20 protein-coding genes are annotated in these 21,082 nt (G+C 67.1%); 10 read left to right on the top strand and 10 right to left on the bottom strand.

Annotated elements, in window-relative coordinates; translation table 11 throughout:
- Positions 1-6: 6 nt before the first annotated feature.
- Positions 7-663 carry a DUF1345 domain-containing protein gene (locus tag EYW47_RS02625; protein WP_133193311.1) on the bottom strand — a complete coding sequence of 219 codons (657 nt, stop codon included), beginning with the start codon at positions 661-663 and terminating at the stop codon, positions 7-9.
- A gap of 279 nt (positions 664-942) precedes the next feature.
- On the opposite strand from EYW47_RS02625, the gene EYW47_RS02620 reads away from it, so the two are divergent.
- From EYW47_RS02620 to EYW47_RS02600, 4 genes are all read left to right on the top strand, one after another.
- Positions 943-1,614: a sugar dehydrogenase complex small subunit gene (locus tag EYW47_RS02620; protein WP_133193310.1), complete on the top strand. Its 672-nt coding sequence runs from the start codon at positions 943-945 to the stop codon at positions 1,612-1,614.
- A 254-nt stretch (positions 1,615-1,868) separates the two neighbouring features.
- Complete coding sequence (locus EYW47_RS02615; RefSeq protein WP_133193309.1) at positions 1,869-3,473, top strand: GMC family oxidoreductase; 1,605 nt, start codon at positions 1,869-1,871, stop codon at positions 3,471-3,473.
- Between the two features lie 22 nt (positions 3,474-3,495).
- Entirely contained in the window at positions 3,496-4,890 is a 1,395-nt protein-coding gene (locus EYW47_RS02610; protein WP_240763503.1) for a cytochrome c, read from the top strand.
- Positions 4,891-5,118: 228 nt separating this feature from the next.
- On the top strand, positions 5,119-5,853 hold the full coding sequence (locus tag EYW47_RS02600; RefSeq protein WP_133193306.1) for a metallophosphoesterase: 735 nt from the start codon (positions 5,119-5,121) through the stop codon (positions 5,851-5,853).
- Positions 5,854-5,997: 144 nt separating this feature from the next.
- Here EYW47_RS02600 and EYW47_RS02595 read toward each other — a convergent pair whose 3' ends face one another.
- From EYW47_RS02595 to EYW47_RS02585, 3 genes are all read right to left on the bottom strand, one after another.
- On the bottom strand, positions 5,998-6,813 hold the full coding sequence (locus EYW47_RS02595) for an RES family NAD+ phosphorylase (protein WP_133193305.1): 816 nt from the start codon (positions 6,811-6,813) through the stop codon (positions 5,998-6,000).
- Entirely contained in the window at positions 6,810-7,244 is a 435-nt protein-coding gene (locus tag EYW47_RS02590) for an MbcA/ParS/Xre antitoxin family protein (protein WP_165976475.1), read from the bottom strand. The genes EYW47_RS02595 and EYW47_RS02590 overlap by 4 nt, the downstream gene beginning before the upstream one ends.
- A 1,043-nt stretch (positions 7,245-8,287) precedes the next feature.
- On the bottom strand, positions 8,288-9,139 hold the full coding sequence (locus EYW47_RS02585) for a LysR family transcriptional regulator (protein ID WP_133193304.1): 852 nt from the start codon (positions 9,137-9,139) through the stop codon (positions 8,288-8,290).
- 115 nt (positions 9,140-9,254) lie between these two features.
- Between EYW47_RS02585 and EYW47_RS02580 the strand changes: the two genes are divergently transcribed.
- Complete coding sequence (locus EYW47_RS02580) at positions 9,255-9,638, top strand: tautomerase family protein (protein ID WP_133193303.1); 384 nt, start codon at positions 9,255-9,257, stop codon at positions 9,636-9,638.
- Between the two features lie 96 nt (positions 9,639-9,734).
- Here the strand turns inward: EYW47_RS02580 and ppk2 are convergent, their stop codons facing one another.
- Positions 9,735-10,865 carry a polyphosphate kinase 2 gene (gene ppk2, locus EYW47_RS02575; protein ID WP_133193302.1) on the bottom strand — a complete coding sequence of 377 codons (1,131 nt, stop codon included), beginning with the start codon at positions 10,863-10,865 and terminating at the stop codon, positions 9,735-9,737.
- Between the two features lie 188 nt (positions 10,866-11,053).
- Positions 11,054-11,272 (bottom strand): HP1242/YdcH family protein, encoded by a 219-nt coding sequence (locus EYW47_RS02570; protein ID WP_133193301.1) that lies wholly within the window; start codon positions 11,270-11,272, stop codon positions 11,054-11,056.
- A gap of 243 nt (positions 11,273-11,515) precedes the next feature.
- Here EYW47_RS02570 and EYW47_RS02565 point away from each other — a divergent pair, with 243 nt between their 5' ends.
- Positions 11,516-13,087: a CHAD domain-containing protein gene (locus EYW47_RS02565; RefSeq protein WP_133193300.1), complete on the top strand. Its 1,572-nt coding sequence runs from the start codon at positions 11,516-11,518 to the stop codon at positions 13,085-13,087.
- Between the two features lie 90 nt (positions 13,088-13,177).
- The gene (locus tag EYW47_RS02560; protein ID WP_133193299.1) at positions 13,178-14,137 is read left to right on the top strand and encodes a TOBE domain-containing protein; all 960 of its coding nucleotides are present in this window, start codon (positions 13,178-13,180) and stop codon (positions 14,135-14,137) included.
- 54 nt (positions 14,138-14,191) lie between these two features.
- On the opposite strand, the gene EYW47_RS02555 is transcribed toward EYW47_RS02560, so the two are convergent.
- Positions 14,192-14,902 (bottom strand): phosphatase PAP2 family protein, encoded by a 711-nt coding sequence (locus EYW47_RS02555; RefSeq protein ID WP_133193298.1) that lies wholly within the window; start codon positions 14,900-14,902, stop codon positions 14,192-14,194.
- Between the two features lie 275 nt (positions 14,903-15,177).
- Here EYW47_RS02555 and EYW47_RS02550 point away from each other — a divergent pair, with 275 nt between their 5' ends.
- Both EYW47_RS02550 and EYW47_RS02545 read left to right on the top strand, forming a co-directional pair.
- Positions 15,178-16,386 (top strand): extracellular catalytic domain type 1 short-chain-length polyhydroxyalkanoate depolymerase, encoded by a 1,209-nt coding sequence (locus EYW47_RS02550; protein WP_133193297.1) that lies wholly within the window; start codon positions 15,178-15,180, stop codon positions 16,384-16,386.
- A gap of 139 nt (positions 16,387-16,525) precedes the next feature.
- Positions 16,526-16,705, top strand: coding sequence for a DUF3563 family protein (locus EYW47_RS02545; RefSeq protein WP_028219562.1), 180 nt, complete (start codon positions 16,526-16,528; stop codon positions 16,703-16,705).
- Between the two features lie 123 nt (positions 16,706-16,828).
- Here the strand turns inward: EYW47_RS02545 and EYW47_RS02540 are convergent, their stop codons facing one another.
- From EYW47_RS02540 to EYW47_RS02530, 3 genes are all read right to left on the bottom strand, one after another.
- The gene (locus tag EYW47_RS02540; RefSeq protein ID WP_133193296.1) at positions 16,829-17,632 is read right to left on the bottom strand and encodes a BPSS1780 family membrane protein; all 804 of its coding nucleotides are present in this window, start codon (positions 17,630-17,632) and stop codon (positions 16,829-16,831) included.
- Complete coding sequence (locus EYW47_RS02535) at positions 17,623-18,645, bottom strand: homoserine kinase (RefSeq protein WP_133193295.1); 1,023 nt, start codon at positions 18,643-18,645, stop codon at positions 17,623-17,625. The genes EYW47_RS02540 and EYW47_RS02535 overlap by 10 nt, the downstream gene beginning before the upstream one ends.
- Before the next feature lie 132 nt (positions 18,646-18,777).
- A complete protein-coding gene (locus tag EYW47_RS02530; protein WP_133193294.1) occupies positions 18,778-19,176 on the bottom strand; it encodes a hypothetical protein in 399 nt (132 codons plus the stop codon).
- A 295-nt stretch (positions 19,177-19,471) separates the two neighbouring features.
- Between EYW47_RS02530 and EYW47_RS02525 the strand changes: the two genes are divergently transcribed.
- Complete coding sequence (locus EYW47_RS02525; RefSeq protein WP_133193293.1) at positions 19,472-20,998, top strand: AMP nucleosidase; 1,527 nt, start codon at positions 19,472-19,474, stop codon at positions 20,996-20,998.
- Positions 20,999-21,082 lie beyond the last annotated feature (84 nt).

Here is a 21,082-nt window from a genome sequence, read left to right as displayed (position 1 = left end):
AGGCGCTCAGTTGCCCACCATGCTCGCGGCGATGTTCACGCACAGGCCGAGCACGGCAACGTTGAAATAGAACGAGAGAATCGATTGCGCCAGCACGCCGCGCCGCGCGCTGCGCCCGCGCAGGCCGACGTCGGCGGTTTGCGACGCGCACGCGATCGTGAAGGAAAAGTACAGGAAGTCCCAGTAGTTCGGCTCGAGCTTGCGGTCGGGGAAGGCGAGCGCGGGCTCGGCGGGATCGGAGCCGTAGTACACGCGTGCATAGTGCAGCGTGAAGATGGTGGGAATGAGGAACCACGCGCCGATCAGCGTGAGGCCGGTGAGCACCGCATGCAGCACTTTCGACGCCGTGCTCAGATCTTTGGTTGTGCCGAGCTCCAGCACGATGGCGACGATGCTCAAAACCGTCGCCGTGCAGATCAGAAAGAGCACCGTGCCTGCGCTCTGGTCTTCGCGCTGCGCGTTGTGGCGCACGCGCTCCTCGCTCGTGCGCGCCATGTGTATCCACATCAGCACGAGGTAGGTCCAGATCGCGGCGTCCCATCCGGCCAGCACGCGTGCCACGGAGCGCAGTGCGCCCGGCGCGAGGGCGCCGCACAGCGCGCCCACCACAATGGCGATGGTCATGTGCGGGCGGTTGCGCAGGACTTGCGGGAGGACGTTCATCTTATCGATCGAGAGTTTGGGGGCGTAATGTTGCAGCGATTTTAACGGGCTCGTCGATGTGGCGTTATTTCGGGCATCGCGGCTTACGGTTTGTCGAATCGGGTCCAGAGACGCTATATTGCATGCGCGACGTGTCATCCGCACCTTTCATACGGAAAGGGATTTGACACGCGCATGTTTGAGCAAGATTGCAAACTTTTCCCGTATGCATCGTCGCCGGTCACGGCGGCAAGTGTGTAGCCCCGCTCGCGCGGGGTAGCCCCTTCGTCAGGAGTATTCATGACCGATGTGACGCAGCAGGACGGGACCGCTCATTCGCCCGATGGCCCGGTCGACCGTCCGGGCCGTCGCCGTTTCGTGACGCTCGCTTGCGCCACTGCCGCGACGCTCGCCTTCGCGATGGCCGGCAGGCGTGGCACACAGTCCGCTTTGGGCATTGCCGATGTGCTCGCCGCCACCCCAGCCGCGGACCCCGCCGCCAGCGCCGCGCCCGCGCAAAGCGGCTACGCCGCCTTTCTCGCACTCTCCCAGCACCTGACCGGCCGCACGCGTTTGGACGCCGTGCTCGGCCAGCGCATCTACGCCGCGCTCGCGCGCGCGAGCAGCCAGTTCGAGCAGAACGTGGGCGCGCTCAACGCATGGCTAGCGGCGCACGGCGGCGTGCCTTCGGACACCGTCACGGCCGCGCTCAAGACCGATCAGCCGGAGCTTGCCTCGAGCGTCGGCGACATCATGCGCGCGTGGTATCTCGGGCTCGTAGGAGAGATGCCGAACGTGCAGGTGCTGGCCTACGAGAAAGCGCTGATGTTCGATCCGGTCAGCGACGTGCTGACGATTCCGTCGTATTGCCGCGACGTGCCGTTCTATTGGACAACGAAGCCTGCGGACATGCCGGCCTCGACGGTGGCTGCGATGTCCGCGGCCAGGAATCAGGGCCTGTCATTGGTGTGAACAGGCCGTGAAGCAATTGGCGGGGCGGCTCGCGCGCGGCGCGGGCTGACCGGGCTCGCGTGCGAACCTCGTGCACGCATCCACCGGCCAGCCGACGGCGTCGTGCGAACGCTTCCGCAAGACCTGCGCGTGCCGCCTCTCGCACCGCCGCCGTCGTGTGCCGCCGAAACCCCGGCGCGCGGCGGCAGCGGATTCTGGCAGGCCGCGCCAGGTCCTCACAATACGCAAGCAAGCCAGAACAACGAGGGACGACAATGGCGATCAAGCAATCTGCCGACGTAGTGGTAGTCGGCTCCGGCGTGGCGGGCAGTCTGGTGGCGTACCAGATGGCCCAGGCCGGCGCATCGGTGATTCTGCTCGAAGCAGGACCGCGTCTTGCGCGCTGGCAGATCGTCGAGAACTTTCGCAATTCGCCGGCCAAGGGCGACTTCGCGACGCCGTATCCTTCCGCGCCCTTTGCTCCGCATCCCGAATATTCGCCGCCCAACGATTACCTCGTGCAGAAGGGCGACTATCCGTACAACTCGCAGTACCTGCGGCTCGTGGGCGGCACCACGTGGCACTGGGCAGCGGCGGCCTGGCGCCTCCTGCCCGCCGATTTTCGCCTGAGGACGCAGTACGGCGTGGGCCGCGACTGGCCGTATCCGTACGAGACGCTCGAGCCGTGGTACCTGGCCGCCGAAGCCGAGCTGGGCGTCTCGGGACCGGATCCGGCGCAGCACGACCTGGGCTCGCCGCGCTCGAAGCCCTATCCGATGAGCATGCTGCCGCTCTCGTACATGGATCAGCGCTTTAGCGACGTGCTCAATGGCAACGGCTTTCGCGTAGTGCCCGAGCCCGTCGCGCGCAACAGCCGCCCTTACGATGCGCGCCCGACGTGCTGCGGAAACAACAATTGCATGCCCATCTGCCCGATCGCCGCGATGTACAACGGCGTCGTGCACGCCGACAAGGCCGAGCGCGCCGGCGCCCAGCTCGTGCCCGAGGCGGTGGTGTACCGCATCGAGGCCGACAACAAAGGCCTCATCACCGCGGTGCACTACAAGGACCCGCACGGCAACAGCACGCGCGTGACGGGCAAGCTCTTCGTGCTGGCCGCCAACGGCATCGAAACACCCAAGCTCATGCTGATGTCCACGAGCGATCATTTTCCGCATGGCATCGGCAACAGCTCCGACCAGGTGGGCCGCAATCTCATGGATCACCCGGGCACGGGCGTCACGTTCCTCGCCAACGAGCCGCTGTGGCCGGGGCGCGGGCCGATGGAGATGACCTCGGTGGTGAATTTCCGCGACGGCGCATTCCGTTCCGACTACGCCGCGAAGAAGCTGCATCTCTCGAACGGCGTGGGCACGATGGCCGTGACCGCCGCGCTCATCAAGAACGGCGTGACGGGCGCCGAGCTCGACCGCGAGATCCGCGACCGCGCCTCGCGCACGCTCAACATCAACAGCTTCCACGAGCATCTGCCCGAGCCGCAGAACCGCGTGCTGCCGTCGGGCGAGCACAAGGACGCGCTCGGCATCCCGCAGCCCGAGATCTACTACTCGATCAACGACTACGTGAAGAAGAGCGCCGCCAACACGCACGAGCTCTACGCGCAGATCGCGGCGCTCTTTGGCGGCACGGAGGTCGCCTTCGACGATACCTTCGCGCCCAACAACCACATCATGGGCACGACGATCATGGGCGCGAACCCGGCCGATTCGGTCGTCGATGCCGACTGCCGCACGCACGACCATTCGAACCTGTTCGTCGCCAGCAGCGCGGTGATGCCGACGGCTGCCTCCGTGAACTGCACGCTGACCATTGCCGCGCTGGCGCTCAAGCTGGCCGACAAGCTGCGTCGCGAGCTTTGACGCCATGAGCCCGAGACCGACGATGAACACAAGACCGTCCCCCGCGCATCGTACCCATCGCACCCATCGCACCCGCACCACGTTCGCCACGCTGCTGTTCTGCACCTTCGCGCTCTACGCGGCGTGGCACACCGCGCACGACGGCGAGACGCGCCCCGTCGACGAAGTGCCGTTGCCCGCCGCGCACGGCGAAGGCCCGGCTGCGCCCGGCGACGCCGCCGCGCAACCGGAGATCGTCAAGCGCGGCGAATACCTCGCGCGCATGGGCGACTGCGCCGCGTGCCACACCGCCGACAAGAGCCGGCCGTTCGCGGGCGGCCTCGCGATCAACACGCCGTTCGGCAAGATCTACACGCCCAACATCACGCCCGACCCCGACACGGGCATCGGCCAGTGGACCGAGTCCGACTTCATGCGCGCGATGCACGAGGGCGTGGGCAAGAGCGGCGAGCGGCTCTATCCCGCGTTTCCGTACGTGGAGTTCACGCGCGTGACGGAGCAGGACGTGCTCGCGATCCGCGCCTACCTGAACACGGTCGCGCCGATCCATTACAAGCCGCCCGCAAACGAGCTGAAGTTCCCGTTCAATCAGCGCTGGCTGATGATTTTCTGGAACCTCTTCAATTTCGACGAAGGGCGCTTCGTGCCCGATCCGCAAAAGAGCGCCGAGTACAACCGCGGCGCGTATCTGGTCGAAGGGCTCGCGCACTGCGAGGAGTGCCACACGCCGCGCAACTTCATGCAGGGCCTGAAGTCGAGCGGGCGCTTCTCGGGCGCGACGCAGGCGGGCTGGCAGGCGTACAACATCACGCCGGACCGCGCGGGCGGGATCGGCGGCTGGAGCGACGACGCGCTCATGAGCTATCTCGCCACCGGCGTGGCGGCCGGCCACGCGAACGCCGCCGGGCCGATGGCCGAGGTCGTGCAAAACTCCACGCAGTACCTGAGCGCCGAGGACCTGCGCTCGATCACCGCCTATTTGCGCGGGCAACCGCCGGTTGCGGGCGGCGTGACGCGCTCGCGCGATTCGTACGGCCAGCCCGCCAACGACGACATCACCGCGCTGCGCGGCGCCGTTATCACGAGCGTGAATGGCGCGCAGCTGTTCGTGGCCAACTGCGCGAGCTGCCATAACTGGACCGGCGCGGGAGTGGGCGCGAGCGCGCCAGGCGCGTATCCGTCGCTCATTCACAACAGCGTGGCGGGCGCGGCGAGCCCGGACAACCTGACGATGGCGATCCTGCACGGCGTGAGGCGCCAGACCAAAGACGCCGACGTGCTGATGCCGGCGTTCGGCGACGAGCTCAGCAACGACCAGGTGGCGGCCATTGCGAACTACGTGACGAAGCAGTTCGGCAATCCGCAGGCGAGCATCACGCCGGACCAGGTTGCGGCGCTGCGCGCGCAGGCACAATAACGCGCCGCTGCCGCTGCCGCTGCCGCTGCCGCTGCCGCTGCCGCTGCCGAAGCGGGACGCGGTCGATGCAGCCCGGGCGCCGCATCGGCTGCGCGCGTGTTCCGGCGTTGGTGGCCGCTGCCGCAGCACGGTTCGCTCGCGCTGCGCGCGGGCTGCTGCGCGAAATCCGCTCGCGAAAAGAGGATTGGCGCGCATACGTGGCGTTGCGCCCGGCGCTATCATGAAGCGATGACGCCTACTCTCGCTCCTGTCGTCCAGCATCATGCGGCCAATGCGGCCGGTCGCGACTTCGTGATCGGCGACCTGCACGGCTGCGTGGACGCCTTGCGCTATCTGCTTCACAAAGTGGGATTCGACGCCGCGCGCGACCGGCTGTTTTCGGTGGGCGATCTCGTCGACCGCGGCGACCAGTGCGAGGAGGCGCTCGCGCTGCTCGACAAGCCCTGGTTCTACGCTGTGCTCGGCAATCACGAAGACGCGCTATGCGCGGTCGCGGAAGGGCGCCTCGCGCGGCATCGCTGGTATGCCATTGGCGGGGGCTGGGCGCAGGGGCTGTCCGACCACGCGCTGGCCGTGCATGCGAAGCGGCTGCGGGAGCTGCCGCTCGTGCGCGTGGTGGGCGAGGGCGCGGCGCGCTTCAATGTGCTGCACGCGGAATTCTTCGGCGACGATGCCGATCTCGACGCTGGCCGGTTCGATGCCGAAGTGCGCGAGCGCATGATGTGGGGGCGCGAGCTGGCCTTCAACGCGGCCAGGCTGCCGCATTACGCGCTTTCGCCCACCTACTGCGGGCACACCCCTGTGCGCGAGCTGCGCCAGATCGGCTCGCAGACGTTCATCGATACCGGCGCGTTCATTCCTGAAGGACGCCTGACGATGGTGGAGGCGCTCACGTCCCGGCAGTGGTCGATCTCCGTGCAGGCGGCGCGTGCGATGGGCGCGGCCGAGATGGCGCTGCCTTAAACGCGCTTCCTGCGTTTCTCCCGCGCGCCACCCGCGAACGTCCTGGGCACCAACTGCGCGCTTGCCTGGCTCTTGCGGGCGCATGGCTCGTTGCGTGCGCCTCCACCGCTTGCCCCGGCGCTGGCCCTTGCCAGCTTGCGGGCCTTAAATGCCCTCCTGGCCGTAGGCGGCGGTCAATTCGAACACCATGTCGATGGCTTCGCCGTTCCAGTTGTATTCGAGGTAGGCGGCGTGATGGCATGCGTGCAGCAACGTCGTGCGCAACGCGGCGAGGCATTCGCCGCCCGTTTCGCGCACCGATGGGTAAACGATGCCGGGCGCGCCTGCAGCCCGCAGCGCGCGGCCCAACGCCTGACCCGCGGTGTAGTCGTCCGGCGCGAGCACGGCCGGATCAGCCGGATCAGCGGGTGCATGAGCAGCTGCATGCGCCGCCAGGGGGCCGCGCAGATCGGCGACCGTGCCTTGCGCGATCACCGTATAGAGCCGCATCTGCTGACGCAGCGGCGGCTCGCGCGTCGCGGCGAGAAAGCGGCCCGCGTGATAGCGCGTCTCGGCGATGGCCGTCGCGCGCGTGCGTGCGCAGTAGAACACGCCATAGGTGCCATCGGAAAGCCGGCTGCCCTGTGGGTTCAGATGCGTGAATGCGGCCATGATCGGACCGTAGCCGGGGCCGAAGCGGCGCTCTTCGCGCGGCACGAGATCGAGGTCGCCGGTCTCCGTGCGCAGGCGGTCGTTGGTCAGCGCTTCGAGCGCATAGAGCGCCTCGAAGTCCTCAGGCCTGGCCACCCGGTCGAACAGATTCACGGCGGGAAAGCGCGTGGGGGTCACGCGGAACGCGGGCGACCAGTCGAGCGGCGCGCTGCGCCAGTGTGCCTGCCAGGACGCGTCCGCCGGGCCAGCGGCGGGCCTGGCACCTTGGGCCGACGCTTGTGGCGTGTCTCGTGTCGTGCTTTTTTTCACGCCCAGCCGCCCCGCATCGCGTCGAGGTACTGACGCACCGCCACGAGGTCGCTGATATTGCCTGCGAGCAGGCGGTCGAGCGCGCGCCGGCCGCCGAACGGCGGCGCGCTGTTGGGGCGCTTGACCCAGGCATCGGCGGCGGCGGGGGGCGGCAGGAGGATCTGCAGCGACTTGTAGATGCCGAGCAGCAGCGAAAGGCGCTCGAGCGTGTCGCGGCCGAGCCGCGCGGACTGCGGCGCCTGCTTCCACTTGAAGAACGTCGAGCGGCCGGGCGAGCCGAGCAGGACGATCTGCTCTTCCACGGAGAGATCCCAGTCGCGCGCGATGTTGAAAAAGGCGCGCAGTCCGGCCGCCGACATCTCGGCGGGTGAGGGCTCGGCGCCAGGACGCCGCGTTGACGCGGCGGACGGGGAGGTGGGCGCATGTGGCATGGTCTAGTCTTTATATGAACTTTTTTATGATGCTAGTCCATATATGGATTTTTGCAAATTTTGGTTGGGTATAATCGCCGGCCGATCGAATCGGGACAAGAACAGCTATTCGAGGGAGGAGCGGCGTGCGGGCAGTAGCAGTGATGATCGCAGCATGGTGGATGTCGACGACGATGGCGTGGGCGGTCGCGCCGGCGGCCGCGGCGCAGCGTGGCGGATATGACGGCCATGGCGGTGCGGCGGTGCATGGAACGGGAGGCAGCGCCACCGCGCATGGAGGTGGGGCGCATGGCGCGCATAGTGCCCATGACGGGAACGCACAGGCGGGCCCGCGCAAGGGTGGCAAGGAGGGGAAGCCCGCCAGAGGCGAGGTGCAACATGGCGTGAGGCACGCGAAGGCAGCCGCGGCCGTGCCGCATACGGCACGAACTTCGCGAGCATCGAAATCGGTGAAGTCTGAGAAAGCCGGACACGTGCAAACCCACGCCCAGCATCGAGCCAAAGCCCCGACTCAGTCGGCTGCACACGATGCACCGCGGACCTTACGTCAAGCGAGCGCCCACCCGCATTCGCTAAAGTCAGCCGCACCCAAGCCGGCCGCACCCAGACAGACCGCACCCAGACAGACCGCATCCAGACCGGCCGTACCTAAGCCGGCCGCACCTGGACCGGCCGTACCGAAACACGCGCCGGCCAGGCCCACGGCGCTTCACCCGGCACCGCATCACAAGCTCGTGGTCGAGGCGCCTGCGGCACAGGCGCAGCGCGCAATCCCGCAGCCGCACCAACTCCCGCCGATGCTGGGCTGACCCATACTGACCCGGGCTGATCCGGGCTGATCCGGGCTGATCCGGGCTGATCCGGGCTGGGCCGGGCTGATCCGGGCTGGGCCGGGCTGATCCGGGCTGGGCCGGGCTGGGCCGGGCTGGGCCGGGCTGGGCCGTGCGTGAGGCGTCGGCATGCCCACGCCTCACGCACGGCCGCCCCGCCCGGAGACCATTGACTTCCCGGCCGCGCAGCCATCTGCTCACGCGGTCAGTCCCTCACACCGTGCCCAGGCTCGACGCAAGCAGCTGCAGCGTCGCCGCCGAACGCGGGTCGCGCACGCGCGAATGCAACGTCACCCGCGAGACCGGCAATGGCGGCAGAGCGTGCTTCGCCCCAACATCGACGAGCGCTCTCGGTGCCACGCGCCGCGCCAGCGCCGACACGGCGAGCCCCGCCTCCAGCGCCGCCCCGACCGCGGCCACGCCGCCGCCCACGAACACCTCCTGCCACGCGATGCCCGCTGCGTCGAGCGCAGCGATCGCCGCTGCACGCACCGCGCAAGGCCCCTCGAGCAGGGCGAGCGGCAGCGGGGTGCCGGGTTCCCACTGCCATTCGGAGGAGGCGAGCCAGACCAACGGCTCGTCGAAGAGCAGCCGTGCGTCGCCGCGCGGCGCCTCATCGGCTTCTTGACGGACGATGACCGCGTCGAGCCGCCGCTCGTCGAATTGCGCGAGCAACTGCGCCGAAAGCCCAAGATGCAGCGCGATCACGAGTCCCGGATCGTGAGCGCGCAAGAGCGCAAGCTGGCGGGCGAGTTGCGCATCGGCTACGTGCTCGCTCAATCCCAGCGTGAGCCGGCGCGCTTCGCCCGTCAGCGTGCCGAGCGCGCGCTCATGCGCCCCCAGCAATTCGCGCGCGGCGCCAAGAAATGCGCGCCCGTCCAGCGAGAGCCGCACGACACGCGGCGTGCGTTCGAGCAACTGCCGGCCGAGATGGGCTTCGAGCCGCTTCAGCTTGAGGCTGACGGCGGATTGCGTGGTATCGAGCGCGTCGGCGGCGCGCGTGAAGCTGTGCAGTTCGGCGACCAGGACGAACGCGCGCACAGCATCGAGATCGAGTGGTTTCATTTCAAATGGCAATAAATGAAATATCGAGCAATATCTGTTAATTATGATAGCGCGTGCCTAAGCTGTTGTTGTGGTCGTTCACTCATCACCCCATGCAACGCTGAAGGAGCCCGACATGCCATTCACCCGTATTGCCGTCCGCGCAGGCAAGCCCCCCGCCTATAGAAAGGCGCTCACGCAGGGCGTGCATCTTGCACTCATGGAAGTCTTCAAGGCGCCGGAGGACGACCAGTTCATGATCGTCACCGAACACGATGCCGACAATTTCGTCTTTGGCCGCCACTACCTTGGCATCGAACGCAGCGACGATCTCGTGATGATTCAGATCGCGGTGAGCAATACGCGCGGACAGGATCAGAAGAAGGCGCTGTTTGCGCAGATCGCCGAAAACCTTGCGCGCGATCCCGGCGTGCGGCGCGAGGATGTGTTCGTCAACCTCGTGGACGTCGCGCGCGAGAACTGGTCGTTCGGCAATGGGATCGCGCAGTACGCGACGTGATCTTGCCGCACAGCGCTGCACGCGCCGTACCCTTGCCGCAAGCGGATTGCGACGCGGGACATTGCAGGCGTACTGGCGTGGCCGGTTGCCCGGCGCTTAAAGCGCGCGGCTCACCAGCAGCGGGTCGATGGGCCCGATCGCAGTGATTTCGCGGTTCGAATAAGGCAGCTTGTGCAGGATGTAGCGCATGGCGTTCAGCCGCGCGCGCTTCTTGCAGTCCGAGCGCACCACGGTCCAGGGGGCATCGGCCGTATCGGTCTGGGAGAACATCGCTTCCTTGGCCAGCGTGTATTCGTCCCATTTATCGAGCGAGGCGAGATCGACGGGGCTGAGCTTCCACTGCTTGAGCGGATGCACGCTGCGCTCCTTGAAGCGGCGGCGCTGCTCCGCGCGGCTCACCGAGAACCAGAACTTGATGAGGTGTATGCCGCTGCGGATCAACTGATGCTCGAATTCCGGCACTTGCTGCATGAAGTCCGAGTATTCCTCGGGCGAGCAAAAGCCCATGACGCGCTCGACGCCCGCACGGTTGTACCAGGAACGGTCGAACAGCACGATCTCGCCCGCCGAAGGCAGGTGCTGGACGTAGCGCTGAAAGTACCACTGTCCGCGCTCGACCTCGGTGGGCTTTTCGAGCGCCACGACACGCGCGCCGCGCGGATTCAGATGCTCCATGAAGCGTTTGATTGTGCCGCCTTTGCCAGCCGCGTCGCGCCCCTCGAAGAGGATGACCACGCGCTGCCCGGTCTCGCGCACCCACGCCTGAAGCTTCAGCAATTCGACCTGCAGGCGATATTTCTGCCGCTCGTAGGCGCGCCGCGACATCAGATTGCGGTAGGGATAGGCGCCGTCGCGCCAACCAGCGGCAAGCTCTTCGTCGGGGTGGCGCGCTCGCGTGTTGCGCCAGTCCGCCGGGTTGCCTTCCAGGATCAGGCCGCGCAGTTGGGCGGCCTCGTCGGGGGACAAGCCACGCATGAGCGCGGCGATCGATTCGAGCAGCGAGTCGGGCGATTCGCCGTGCGCCGCGCCATTGGCTCCGACAAGATCGTGCATCGCGCCGGCAATGACTTCGCTGGCCGCTTCGACGGCGGAGTCGACGGCGTGCAGCTCGGCGCTATGGGGCGTGAGCTCGGTCCGGCGTGCAGGCGCGTCGCTGTGGCGAGGCGGGTCTTGAAGCGGGCTTTGGGCGGGGGGGACGGGTTTCGGGGAGGCAGGATGAGTGGCCATCTTGGGGATAGGAATTGTTTTCGCTACGACAATGGCCGGACTCGGGTTGAACCGGGTGGCCTGCGGCAGGGGCGAGCGAGGGGTGCCGGCGATGCGGGCGGCACCAGGATCATGGCCAGGGCGACGCGGGCCGGCGCCGCATCGCGCGGCCCGCGTGAGGCGGCATGCTGCGGTGTAAGCGCCGGTGCTTACACGTTTTCGGCCTTGCGCAGGATCTGGTAGAGCGAATCCTTGAGCTGCAGCTTTTCTTTCTTGAGCTGCTCGATGGCCATGCCGTACGCGGGAACGATGCCCGCTTCCATGTTTTTGATCTGTTGATCCAGCTCGTTATGACGATGGAACAGCCGCGCGAAATGCTCATCATGGGTTTTGAGCCGCGAGATCAGGTCTCTGTATTCTGGGAACACTCAATACTCCTTACAGAAGTGCAACACATCAGGTCGATGTGTAAGTATTTTTCCACTTTCGTAAGGCTGGGGTCTTGATCATCGTCATTCTGCGCAAGCGGGTTGGGGCCGCTACCGAGAGCACCGCTGTGGTTGCGCGTGTACCATCAGGTGCGACGACGGCGTCGTTGTCAGATTAATCTCAGCCGTTTGTATTTGCCGTTTTCACCGCTTTCTGCCGTCCCAACGACCCTCTGAGCGTCCATGAACCGCGTTCTGGAAATCGTGCTGGATGTCGTGAGTGCCACGCCACAGGCCTCGTCCGGGACTGCCGTCACGCCTGGGCAGATGCCATCCGATTTCGCCGCGGCCATATGCGCCGCTTTGCCGCAGCTCGAACCCCAGGCCGATTCGGGCGAGCCGGTCACGACCGCCATGTTCGACAGTGCTGGCGCACTCGCCAGGGCCGGCTGGCGGATCGGCGTTCAAACGCGCGGCACGACGCATTGCGTCGTCGTTTCCAGCCGGCGTGCATGGGTGCCGGGCATCGTCGTCGTCGAACCGATTTTCGACGCGCATCTCGAAGCGGATGGCCTTGAAACCGCACTCTTCGATGCCGCGCCCGAGCTGTTTCGCGAGGCGCTGGCGGCAAGCGGGCCGCTCGAACCGTCGGCGACGCTGTCGGCGGTGCGCAGCCACTGGCGCTGGGAGCGCGACGGCATCAGCGCGGATCTCGTGCTCGATGCCGACGTGCGCGCCCCGCAGGACGAAGGCGCGAGCCTGCATGAGTTGCGCGTGAGCGTGCCGTGGGCCGAAGGCGAGGACCATGCGCCGCTCGTCGATGCGCTGTTCGCCTGCGCGCATGAACTGGCCGACGCGCTGCCCGCGTTCGTGCGCCTGAGCGACGCGCTCGAGCGCGCGGCGGCCGGCAGCCTCGCCGGCGACGCGTGCGCGGTGCGTGCGGAGCCGGTCGATCTGGGCGCTGCGTGCACCGCCGAGGCCGCGCTGGTCGCGATCGGCGCCAACATCAGCGCGCACTGGCTCGGCAACGACTGGGGCGTGCGCGATTCCGCGAACACCGAATTCGTTCACCAGATGCGCGTGGCACAGCGGCGTCTGCGCACCGCGATGCGGATTTTTTCGCATCGGCGGGACGAGACCTGGCGTGCGCGCATCAAGCCCGAGCTCAGCTGGCTGGGCGAGCTGCTCGGCGAGGCGCGCGACCGCGACGTGTTCGTCGAAGGCACCTTGCCCGCGCTCGCCGCGGCCGACGACGACCCCGCGCGCTGGCGCGCCGTGCTCGACGAGGCCCAGGCGCAGCGGCTCGTGGCACGCGCGCGGTTGCGCGAGGCGTTGGCGTCGCCGCGCTACGCGCATGCCGCGCTTGCGTGGTTGCAGTGGCTGGAGGCCCTCGCGCGCCGCGTGCGAGCCGACGCCGCCGACACGCGCTCGCTGCACCGGCACGCGAAGAAACGCGTGCGTCGCTATTACCAGCAACTGGCGCAGGCGCAAAAGCTCACGGCCATCGACGACACAGGCCGCCATCGCGTGCGCATCAGCGCGAAGTATCTGCGCTATACGCTCGAGTTTTTCGCACCGATCACCACGCGCCGCACACGCGCGGACACGACGCGCTCGCTCGCGCGCCTGCAGGGCGTGCTGGGCGACGGCAATGACGCCGCGGTGGCCTTGCGCTATCTCGAGCGCATGGATGCGGAGCCGTATCAGCTTGGCTTCGCGCGCGGGTGGTGCGAGGCCATGAAGCGCTATACGGCGAAAGAGGGCGAGCGGCTCCTGCGCGAATTGCGCCAGCCGAAGGTCAAGCGCGGCGCCTGATCCGTGCATGACCGCGAGCGCGGGGCAAATCTCGCGCGCCCCGTCTCTATAATCGACGTCAACGCTTGCCCACGACAACAGCCCCGCGCGATGACGACTTCCTCCTCTTCGACTCCCTCCCCGTGCGGGCCGGCTGCTGGCGGCGCAAGCGCAGGCGCCGAAACCGGCGAGCCGCCGCGCGCGGAATCGCCCGAGTTGGGCGTGGGCGGTTCGGTCTGGTTCCAGGCCGGCCCGCAGACGCTCGGTGGCGCGGCTCGCATCGCGCTGCTTGCGGCGATCGGCGAAACCGGTTCGATCACCGGCGCCGCGAAGGCTGTCGGCATGAGCTACAAGGGTGCCTGGGATGCCATCGACGCCATGAACAATCTCGCCGGCGAACCGCTCGTCGTGCGCGCGACGGGCGGCAAAGGCGGCGGCGGGACCACGCTCACGCCGCGCGCGCAACGCCTGATCGCCACGTTCGGCGCGATCGAGCGCGAGCATCGGCACTTTCTCGAGCGCGCCGCCGCAGCGGTGCGCGCGCTCGGCGGCGAGGCGTGCCCGGACGCCGACGCAGGCACTGCAGGCAGTATCGGCACGGATCTCGCCGTGCTCGGCCGCTTCGCTCTGCGCACCAGCGCGCGCAATCAGCTCTACGGCACGGTCGCGGCACTCGTGCGCGGCGCCGTCAACGACGAAGTGTCGATCACGCTGCCGGGCGGTCAGCAGCTCGTCGCAGTCGTCACGCGCGAGAGCGCCGAGGCGCTGGGTCTCGCCGTTGGCGGGGCGGTGGTGGCGCTCGTCAAGGCGTCGTCGGTCGTGCTGGTGGCGGGTGGAGCGCTTTCGGCGGACCACGCCGCGCGGCTTTCGGTGCGCAACCGCTTGAGCGGCGTGGTGAGCGGCGTGCGCCGCGGCGAGGTCAGCGCGGAGGTGACGCTCGAATTGCCAGGCGGCATGGTGATTGCCGCGGTCGTGACGGACGCGAGCGTCGACGCGCTCGGCCTCGAAGCGGGCGCGAGCGCTACGGCGGTGTTCAAGGCGTCGAGCGTGCTGCTTGGGGTTGGCGGTTGAGTGGCGTGGCCGGCACACTCAGGCGCATGGCGGCGGTCTGCGCCGCGGGTTGTCTCAGGCGTGCTGCTGGGGGGGCGGAGTCAGCGTGTTGCGGGTCTGCGAGACCGGCGCGTTGAGCGTGCCGGGCTTGCGCACCGGCTGGTTGGCTTTCCACTTGGCGCGAATATAGGGCCGATCGTGTCCCGAGACGGTGAGCGCGATATTCGTCACCCAGCGATGGGTGGGCAGGCGCACGTCGTGCAACCCGAATGTGAGCGCCGCGAGGCTCAACGTAACCACGGCCGCGGAGAGCCGGCCCGATTGCGCTTCCCACCAGTAGCGCACGAACAAGAGCGCCGTGAGTGCGCCGACGATGCAGCCGGTGACCGCTTCCGACGGCGAATGCGCCTCGAGCACGACGCGCGAAAAACCGACCGCGATGCCAATGGCGAGCCCGACGACAACGCCCGCCATGCGCAGCATGGGCCGCACACCTTGCAGCATCAGGAAAAACGCCACGGGATAGACCGCCGTGGACAGCATGGCGTGGCCGCTCAGGCCAGTGAAATCGTACGAACGCACGCCGACACCCCAGCCCAGGAACGCGATCTTCGTGAGCGTGACGAGACCAATTGCCGCACCAAGGAGCAACAGCCAGCTCGCCGCCATGCGCCACGAGTAGCCCATCACGAGCCACAGCGCGATGGCCAGCGCGAGCGGGAGCGTGAGGCCGGCGCCGCCCAGGTTGGTGATCGAATACCAGAGGTGGAGGGGTAAATCAGGCATGACTTGGCGCCGCAGCGGCGCGCTCCAAAGGGCATATTTGACTAACGCTCGAGCACCCGGTCAGGTCGACACGAACAACGTCGGAACTTCCAGTATAGCGATGTTCGGGGCCGATTATTGCGATGCGCCGTACATGGCGGTCCGATTTAGAACTCGTTACAGCAGCCAGAACTCGTTACAGCAGTCTTCGATGAATGGTGTTATTGTGCGTTGCACAATGAAGAGCCGTGGCTTATTGCCTCGGCGTATTCGACCCCCTTTCACGAAGGCCACTGATGACGAAAAATCTGACGAAGCTGTGGGCAGGTGGCATGCGACGTCTGCTCGCCATCCAGAACCGTGCTGCTCGAGAAGTGCTGCACGAAGCCGGCCGGCGCGCGCCCGACGCGCAGGCCATGTGGCGGACCGCCCAGACCGCCGTGGCGCAGGCTGCCGCCGCCGCTGCGGCAGCAGCGCCTGCCGCAAGCGAAGCGCAAGTACGCCCCGCGCCCGCATCGCGCAGCGGCGCGCCGCTGCGCGAGTCGCGCGTGGGGCCGCGGGCCGCCGCGTGGGCGGCCGGCGAATGGCTACGCACGGAGCATCTGGCGCCAGGCGCGTCGCGCGCGCTCGCTTACGGGCTCTATTTGCCGCCGGGCTTGCCCACGGCGGACATGCCGCTCGTCGTGATGCTGCACGGCTGTCAGCAAACGATGGATTCGTTCGCGGAGGGCACCCGCATGAACCTGCTCGCGGACAAGCACGGCTTTGCTGTGGTCTATCCGGAGCAATCGGTCCAGGGGCATCCGCACCAGTGCTGGCACTGGTACGACGCACGCCAGCCGGCGGGCGGCGGTGAAGCCGCGGCGATCGTTTCGCTCGTCGACACGCTCGTGCAGGAGCACGGTTTCGACCGTTCGCGCGTTTATCTGGCGGGCCTCTCGGCGGGCGCGGGCCTGGCCGCCCTGCTGGCCGTGAGCGCGCCGGGCCATTTCGCGGCGGTCGCGCTCCATTCGGGGCCGGCGTTCGGCGAGGCGCGCTCGGGCGTTTCGGCGCTCGACGTCATGCGGCGCGGGCTGCACCACGACCCGGTGGCGCTCGTCGACGGTCAGCTGGCTGGCCGCCGGCATCCCGGCATGCCGGCGCTCATCGTGCACGGCGCCGCCGACCCGGTTGTCGCGCCGGTCAATGCGGAGCAACTTGCCACCCAGTTCCTGCGCCTGAACGATCTCGCGGATGCTCACGGCGTGCGCCAGGGCGTGGTCTCGCACGAGCACGACGGCGAGGGCTACACGGTCCAGGACTACCGGCGCGACGGTGCGAGCGTGGTGCGCCTGTGCCGGGTGAGCGCGCTGGATCACGCCTGGAGCGGCGGCGACGATACGGTGCCGTTCCATTCGGCGACCGGACCGGACGCAAGCGCGATGATCTGGGACTTTTTCGAGACGCGGCGGCGCGATGCGCTCGACGACGCTTTCGACGGAGAGCTGGCCGCTGGCGCGGGTTGAGCGCACCGTGCGGCGTGTCGTGCGCGCCGGCAGGGGCTGCGACAATCCGCACCAATTCAAGGGTTTACCATGATAAGGGTTTACCCTATAATGGTTCTGTTCATTCCGAGGGCATGTGCCCGATTACCGGAGCCAGACCATGTACCTGCTCAGCCGCCTTTTCCTGTTCCTCACGAAGTCGTACGAAACCGCTCAAAAGGAGCGCGAGGAAGCCTATCTGGCCGAATCGGCGGACATCTACGACCTCGAATTCCGCATGCGCAAGCTCGACCGCGAGAAGGCGGGCCGCAACCCGTCGTGGATGAATCACTACGGCTAAGCGGCCAGGCATTCACGCCGGCCTGAAGTTTCAGAAACGCAATGGGGCGCACAGTGGCGCCCCATTGGTGTTTGTGTAGCTGGAACTTGCCGCCCGAGGCGGCTTGCACGCGATGCCTTGTGCTCAGCGTCCCGAACCCGGTATTTCGGCGGCAGTCTTTTCCTGCACGCCGTAGCAGCCGCGATAGGTCGCGTAGAACGAGCAATAGAGCATCGTCGTTACGAGAATGAGCGCCGGCATCAGGATCGCCAGCGCGTAGTCGCCGGCGCCGAGCGCGCGCAGCAGCGTCGAAAGCCCCAGCGACACGCCGATCGACACCGCAAACCACAGCGCGCCATACACCACGAACGCGCCCTTGTTGCGCCAGCAGCTCACGATGCTGAAGAACATCGCCTTGATCGGCGGCACCTCGTGCCAGGCCGTCAGCACCGGCGCGAACCAGAACATCATCGAAACCGGCACGTAGCACGCGAGCGACGCGAGCACGGCAAGCGGCACATTGCCGTTCGCGACTGCATCTGTATCGAGCGAGCCGCCCAGCGTCATCAGACGCAGGAGCGTGCCGCCGTCCACGAGCGCCGAGGCCGCGAGCACCAGCGTCATCGCCACCACGTAAATCCCGCCAAGCACGAACAGATGCTTGGTGACCGTCTGCCCGTATGAGCGGAAACCGTCGACGAGGATGGTCGGAAACACCGGCTTGCCCGCAACGGTGTCGCGGCACGCGGCCATGAAGCCCACCGCCACGCCCGGCACGAAAATGAGCGGCAGCACGCCGCCGATCACCGGCACGGCGGAGATCAGCGTCATGGCCAGCAGATATGAGAAAAACAGCGTGAGGAACGCGAGCGGATTACGCCGGAACAGCCAGATGCCCTGGCGGAACCAGACGTAGCCCTGCTTCGCGGGGACTTCGATCAGTTGCATGAGCGGGGCAGGTCAGAGAGTGCGTGGAAGGCGCCCGGCGTGCCGGCGGCGCTGCCGGCGCGGCGCTCGCGCAGGATGCGCTCGAAATGGCCGGGATCGTGGGGCTTGAGCAACTCTGCCGAGCGCGGCAGATAAAAATCGTACAGGCGCGATACCCAGAAGCGGTACGCGCCGGCGCGCAGCATGTCGACCCAATGCCGGCTCTCGGCGGGCGTGAACGGGCGTACCGTCTGGTAGGCGCGCAACAACGCTTCGACGCGAGGTGCGTCGAGCTTGCCTGTCGCGAGGTCGACGCACCAGTCGTTCACCGTCACCGCCACGTCGAACACCCATTTGTCGCAGCCGGCGAAATAGAAGTCGAAGAATCCGCCGAGGCGCACCGTATGGCCCGTTTCCGGGCTGACGTGCGCGAACAGCGCGTTGTCTCGGAAGAGGTCGCAATGGCACGGGCCGCCGGGCAGCGAGGCGTAATCGTCGCTGGCGAACAAGGCCTGCTGGTGCGCGAGCTCGCTCGTGAGCAGCTCGCGCTGGGCGTCGGCGAGGAACGGCAGGACCGTGGGCACGGTCGCTTCCCACCACGGCAGGCTGCGCAGATTCGGCTGGTCGAACGCGAAATCGCGGCCCGCCAGGTGCATGCGCGCGAGCATCTGCCCCACTTCCATGCAGTGCTCCACGCCCGGGGCGAGTTCCGGCGCGCCGTCGAGCTTCGTGACGATGGCCGCCGGCTTGCCGTGCAGCAGGCCGAACAGGGTGCCGTCGGCACGTGGCATCGGGTCGGGCACCGGCACGCGGTGCGAGGCCAGATGGCGCATCAGCTCGAGATAGAACGGCAGCTGTTCGGCAGTGAGCTTCTCGAAGATCGTCAGAACGTATTCGCCGCGCGTCGTCGTCAGGAAGAAGTTGCTGTTTTCAATGCCTGACTGGATACCGCGAAAATCGACTACGTCGCCAAGATCGTAGTCGCGCATCCATTGGGCAAGCTGGGTTTCGGTGACAGCGGTGAAGACGGCCATGCCAGAGGTCGTGTGGTTATCGTAATGGGAGGCCCTGCTCACGGGCGCGGTCGCCGTTTCGGCGCGGCTTCGTGCGTTCGGGCGGGAGGCGGCGCGGGACAGCGCACGCCGTCCGCGCGCAAGGGCGGCGTATCAGTAATGCAGATTGATCGACGGCAGGCGCGTGCTGGCCTGGCCGTTCGGACGGACTTGCGGCGAGGTGTCGGGATTCGCGCTCATCGAGTAACGCGTGCCGAAGTTCGAATGCACGTTGATCTCGACGGGCTTGCCCTTGTCGCGGTATTCGGTGACCTCTGTGCCGGTCGGGCTCACTTCATGGAAGCTCGGCGTGCGCGGCACGTCGTTGATGTTGACCTTCGAGGTGACGCGCGCCGCGGGACGGTTGTTGATCGCGGCCAGATCGGGCAGGCCGGCCCGCTCATTGGCGGACTGTGCCTCGACGGCGGTCTTCGCGTCGTCGGCTGGCGCGGCCATGGCGAGACCGCTGAACGCGAGCGTCGCTGCGAAGGCGGCAAGAAGGTACGACTTCATGGTGATTCTCCTGTCGACCAGAGTTGGCGCTTCAGTGCCTTACTCTGGTCCCATGCAAAGCTGAGAATCTTGATTCTAGCAAATCCGCGTCCCGCGCCCCGTGTCCGACCCTGGGGTGGGCGGGGCCGGCGTGCCGCGTCGGCGGGACTGGTGGGGCGAGCGCTTCGGTGCAGTCCTGGTGCCGATCGCGGCGGGACGGCGCGCAGCATCCGAATCTCTCGAGCGTGCGAATGGCGTTGTCAGAATGACCTTCTTCCGTGCTAATGTCGTTCCATATGAACCGAGGCGAACGAACATGAACAACGAGATCCACCGGCGCGCCTTCATGACGCCCCCACACGACTTTCCGGTCGAAGCCTTCGAAGACGCTGCCGACGCCGTCACGCGCCTGTCCGCCATCTACGAGGCGAACACCTCGTTCCTGCGCGATGCGTTCGCGCGCTATCGGCGCGGCGAGGCGTTCGACCGTCGCGTGCGCGCATGCTATCCGTTCGTGCGCATTCACACGGAGATCAACACGCACATCGACTCGCGGCGTTCATATGGCTTCGTCGCGGGCCCCGGCGTGTTCGAGACCACCGTCACGCGCCCCGACCTGTTCGGCAATTATTATCGCGAGCAATTGCGGCTTCTCTCGAAGAACCATCATGTGTCGATCGAAGTCGGGGTGTCGGAGCAGCCCATTCCGATTCACTTCGCGTTCGCCGAAGGCATCCACCTCGAAGGCGATCTGGACCGCGAGCGGCTCTTTGCGATGCGCGACGTGTTCGATACGCCGGACCTCGCCGAGCTCGACGACCGCATCGTCAACGGCACGTACGAACCGGCTCACGGAGAGCCGCAGCCGCTCGCGCTTTTCACGGCGCCGCGCGTGGACTTCTCGCTGCATCGCCTCAAGCACTACACCGCGACCGCGCCCACGCACGTCCAGAACTACGTGCTCTACACGAACTATCAGTTCTATATCGATGAATTCGTGAAGCTCGGCCGGGCGATGATGGCGCGCACCGACGACGCCGACTTGCGCAATTACCGCAGCGAATACACGTCGTTCGTGGAGCCGGGCGATGTGGTCACCTACAACGCGAATCTTGGCGAGCAGGACGACGAGGGCACGCCGCCCGCGCGTCTGCCGCAGATGCCCGCGTATCACCTCAAGCGCGCGGACGGCAGCGGCATCACGATGATCAACATCGGCGTGGGGCCGTCCAATGCGAAGACGATCACGGATCACATCGCGGTCCTGCGCCCGCACGCGTGGATCATGCTCGGCCACTGCGCGGGGCTGCGCAACACACAGCGCCTCGGCGACTACGTGCTCGCGCACGGCTATGTGCGCGAGGATCACGTGCTCGACGCAGACTTGCCGCTGTGGGTGCCGATTCCGGCGCTGGCCGAAGTGCAGGTGGCGCTCGAGCGCGCGGTCGCGCAGGTCACGCAGCTCGACGGCGTGGAGCTCAAGCGCGTGATGCGCACAGGCACGGTGGCGAGCGTCGACAATCGCAACTGGGAGCTGCGCGAGCACCGCGAGCCGGTGCAGCGCCTTTCGCAGAGCCGCGCAATTGCGCTCGATATGGAGAGCGCGACGATTGCCGCGAACGGCTTCCGCTTTCGCGTGCCGTACGGCACTTTGCTATGCGTCTCCGACAAGCCGTTGCACGGCGAGCTCAAGTTGCCCGGCATGGCCGATTCGTTCTATCGCGCGCAGGTGGATCAGCACTTGCAGATAGGCGTGACGGCGATGGAGATCTTGCGCACCAACGGCTTGCACAAGCTGCATAGTCGCAAGCTGCGCAGCTTTGCCGAGGTGGCGTTTCAGTGAGGTAGACGAGATTGTCCGGCGCCTGTGGGTGGTTCTTGCGGGCCGGACTTTCAGCACAAGTGCTTGGGGCGGACAGACGGAGAG

The organism is Paraburkholderia silviterrae (assembly GCF_004353915.1).
GTDB classification, from domain to species: Bacteria; Pseudomonadota; Gammaproteobacteria; order Burkholderiales; family Burkholderiaceae; genus Paraburkholderia; species Paraburkholderia silviterrae.
This window is presented reverse-complemented; position numbering and strand designations above follow the sequence as displayed.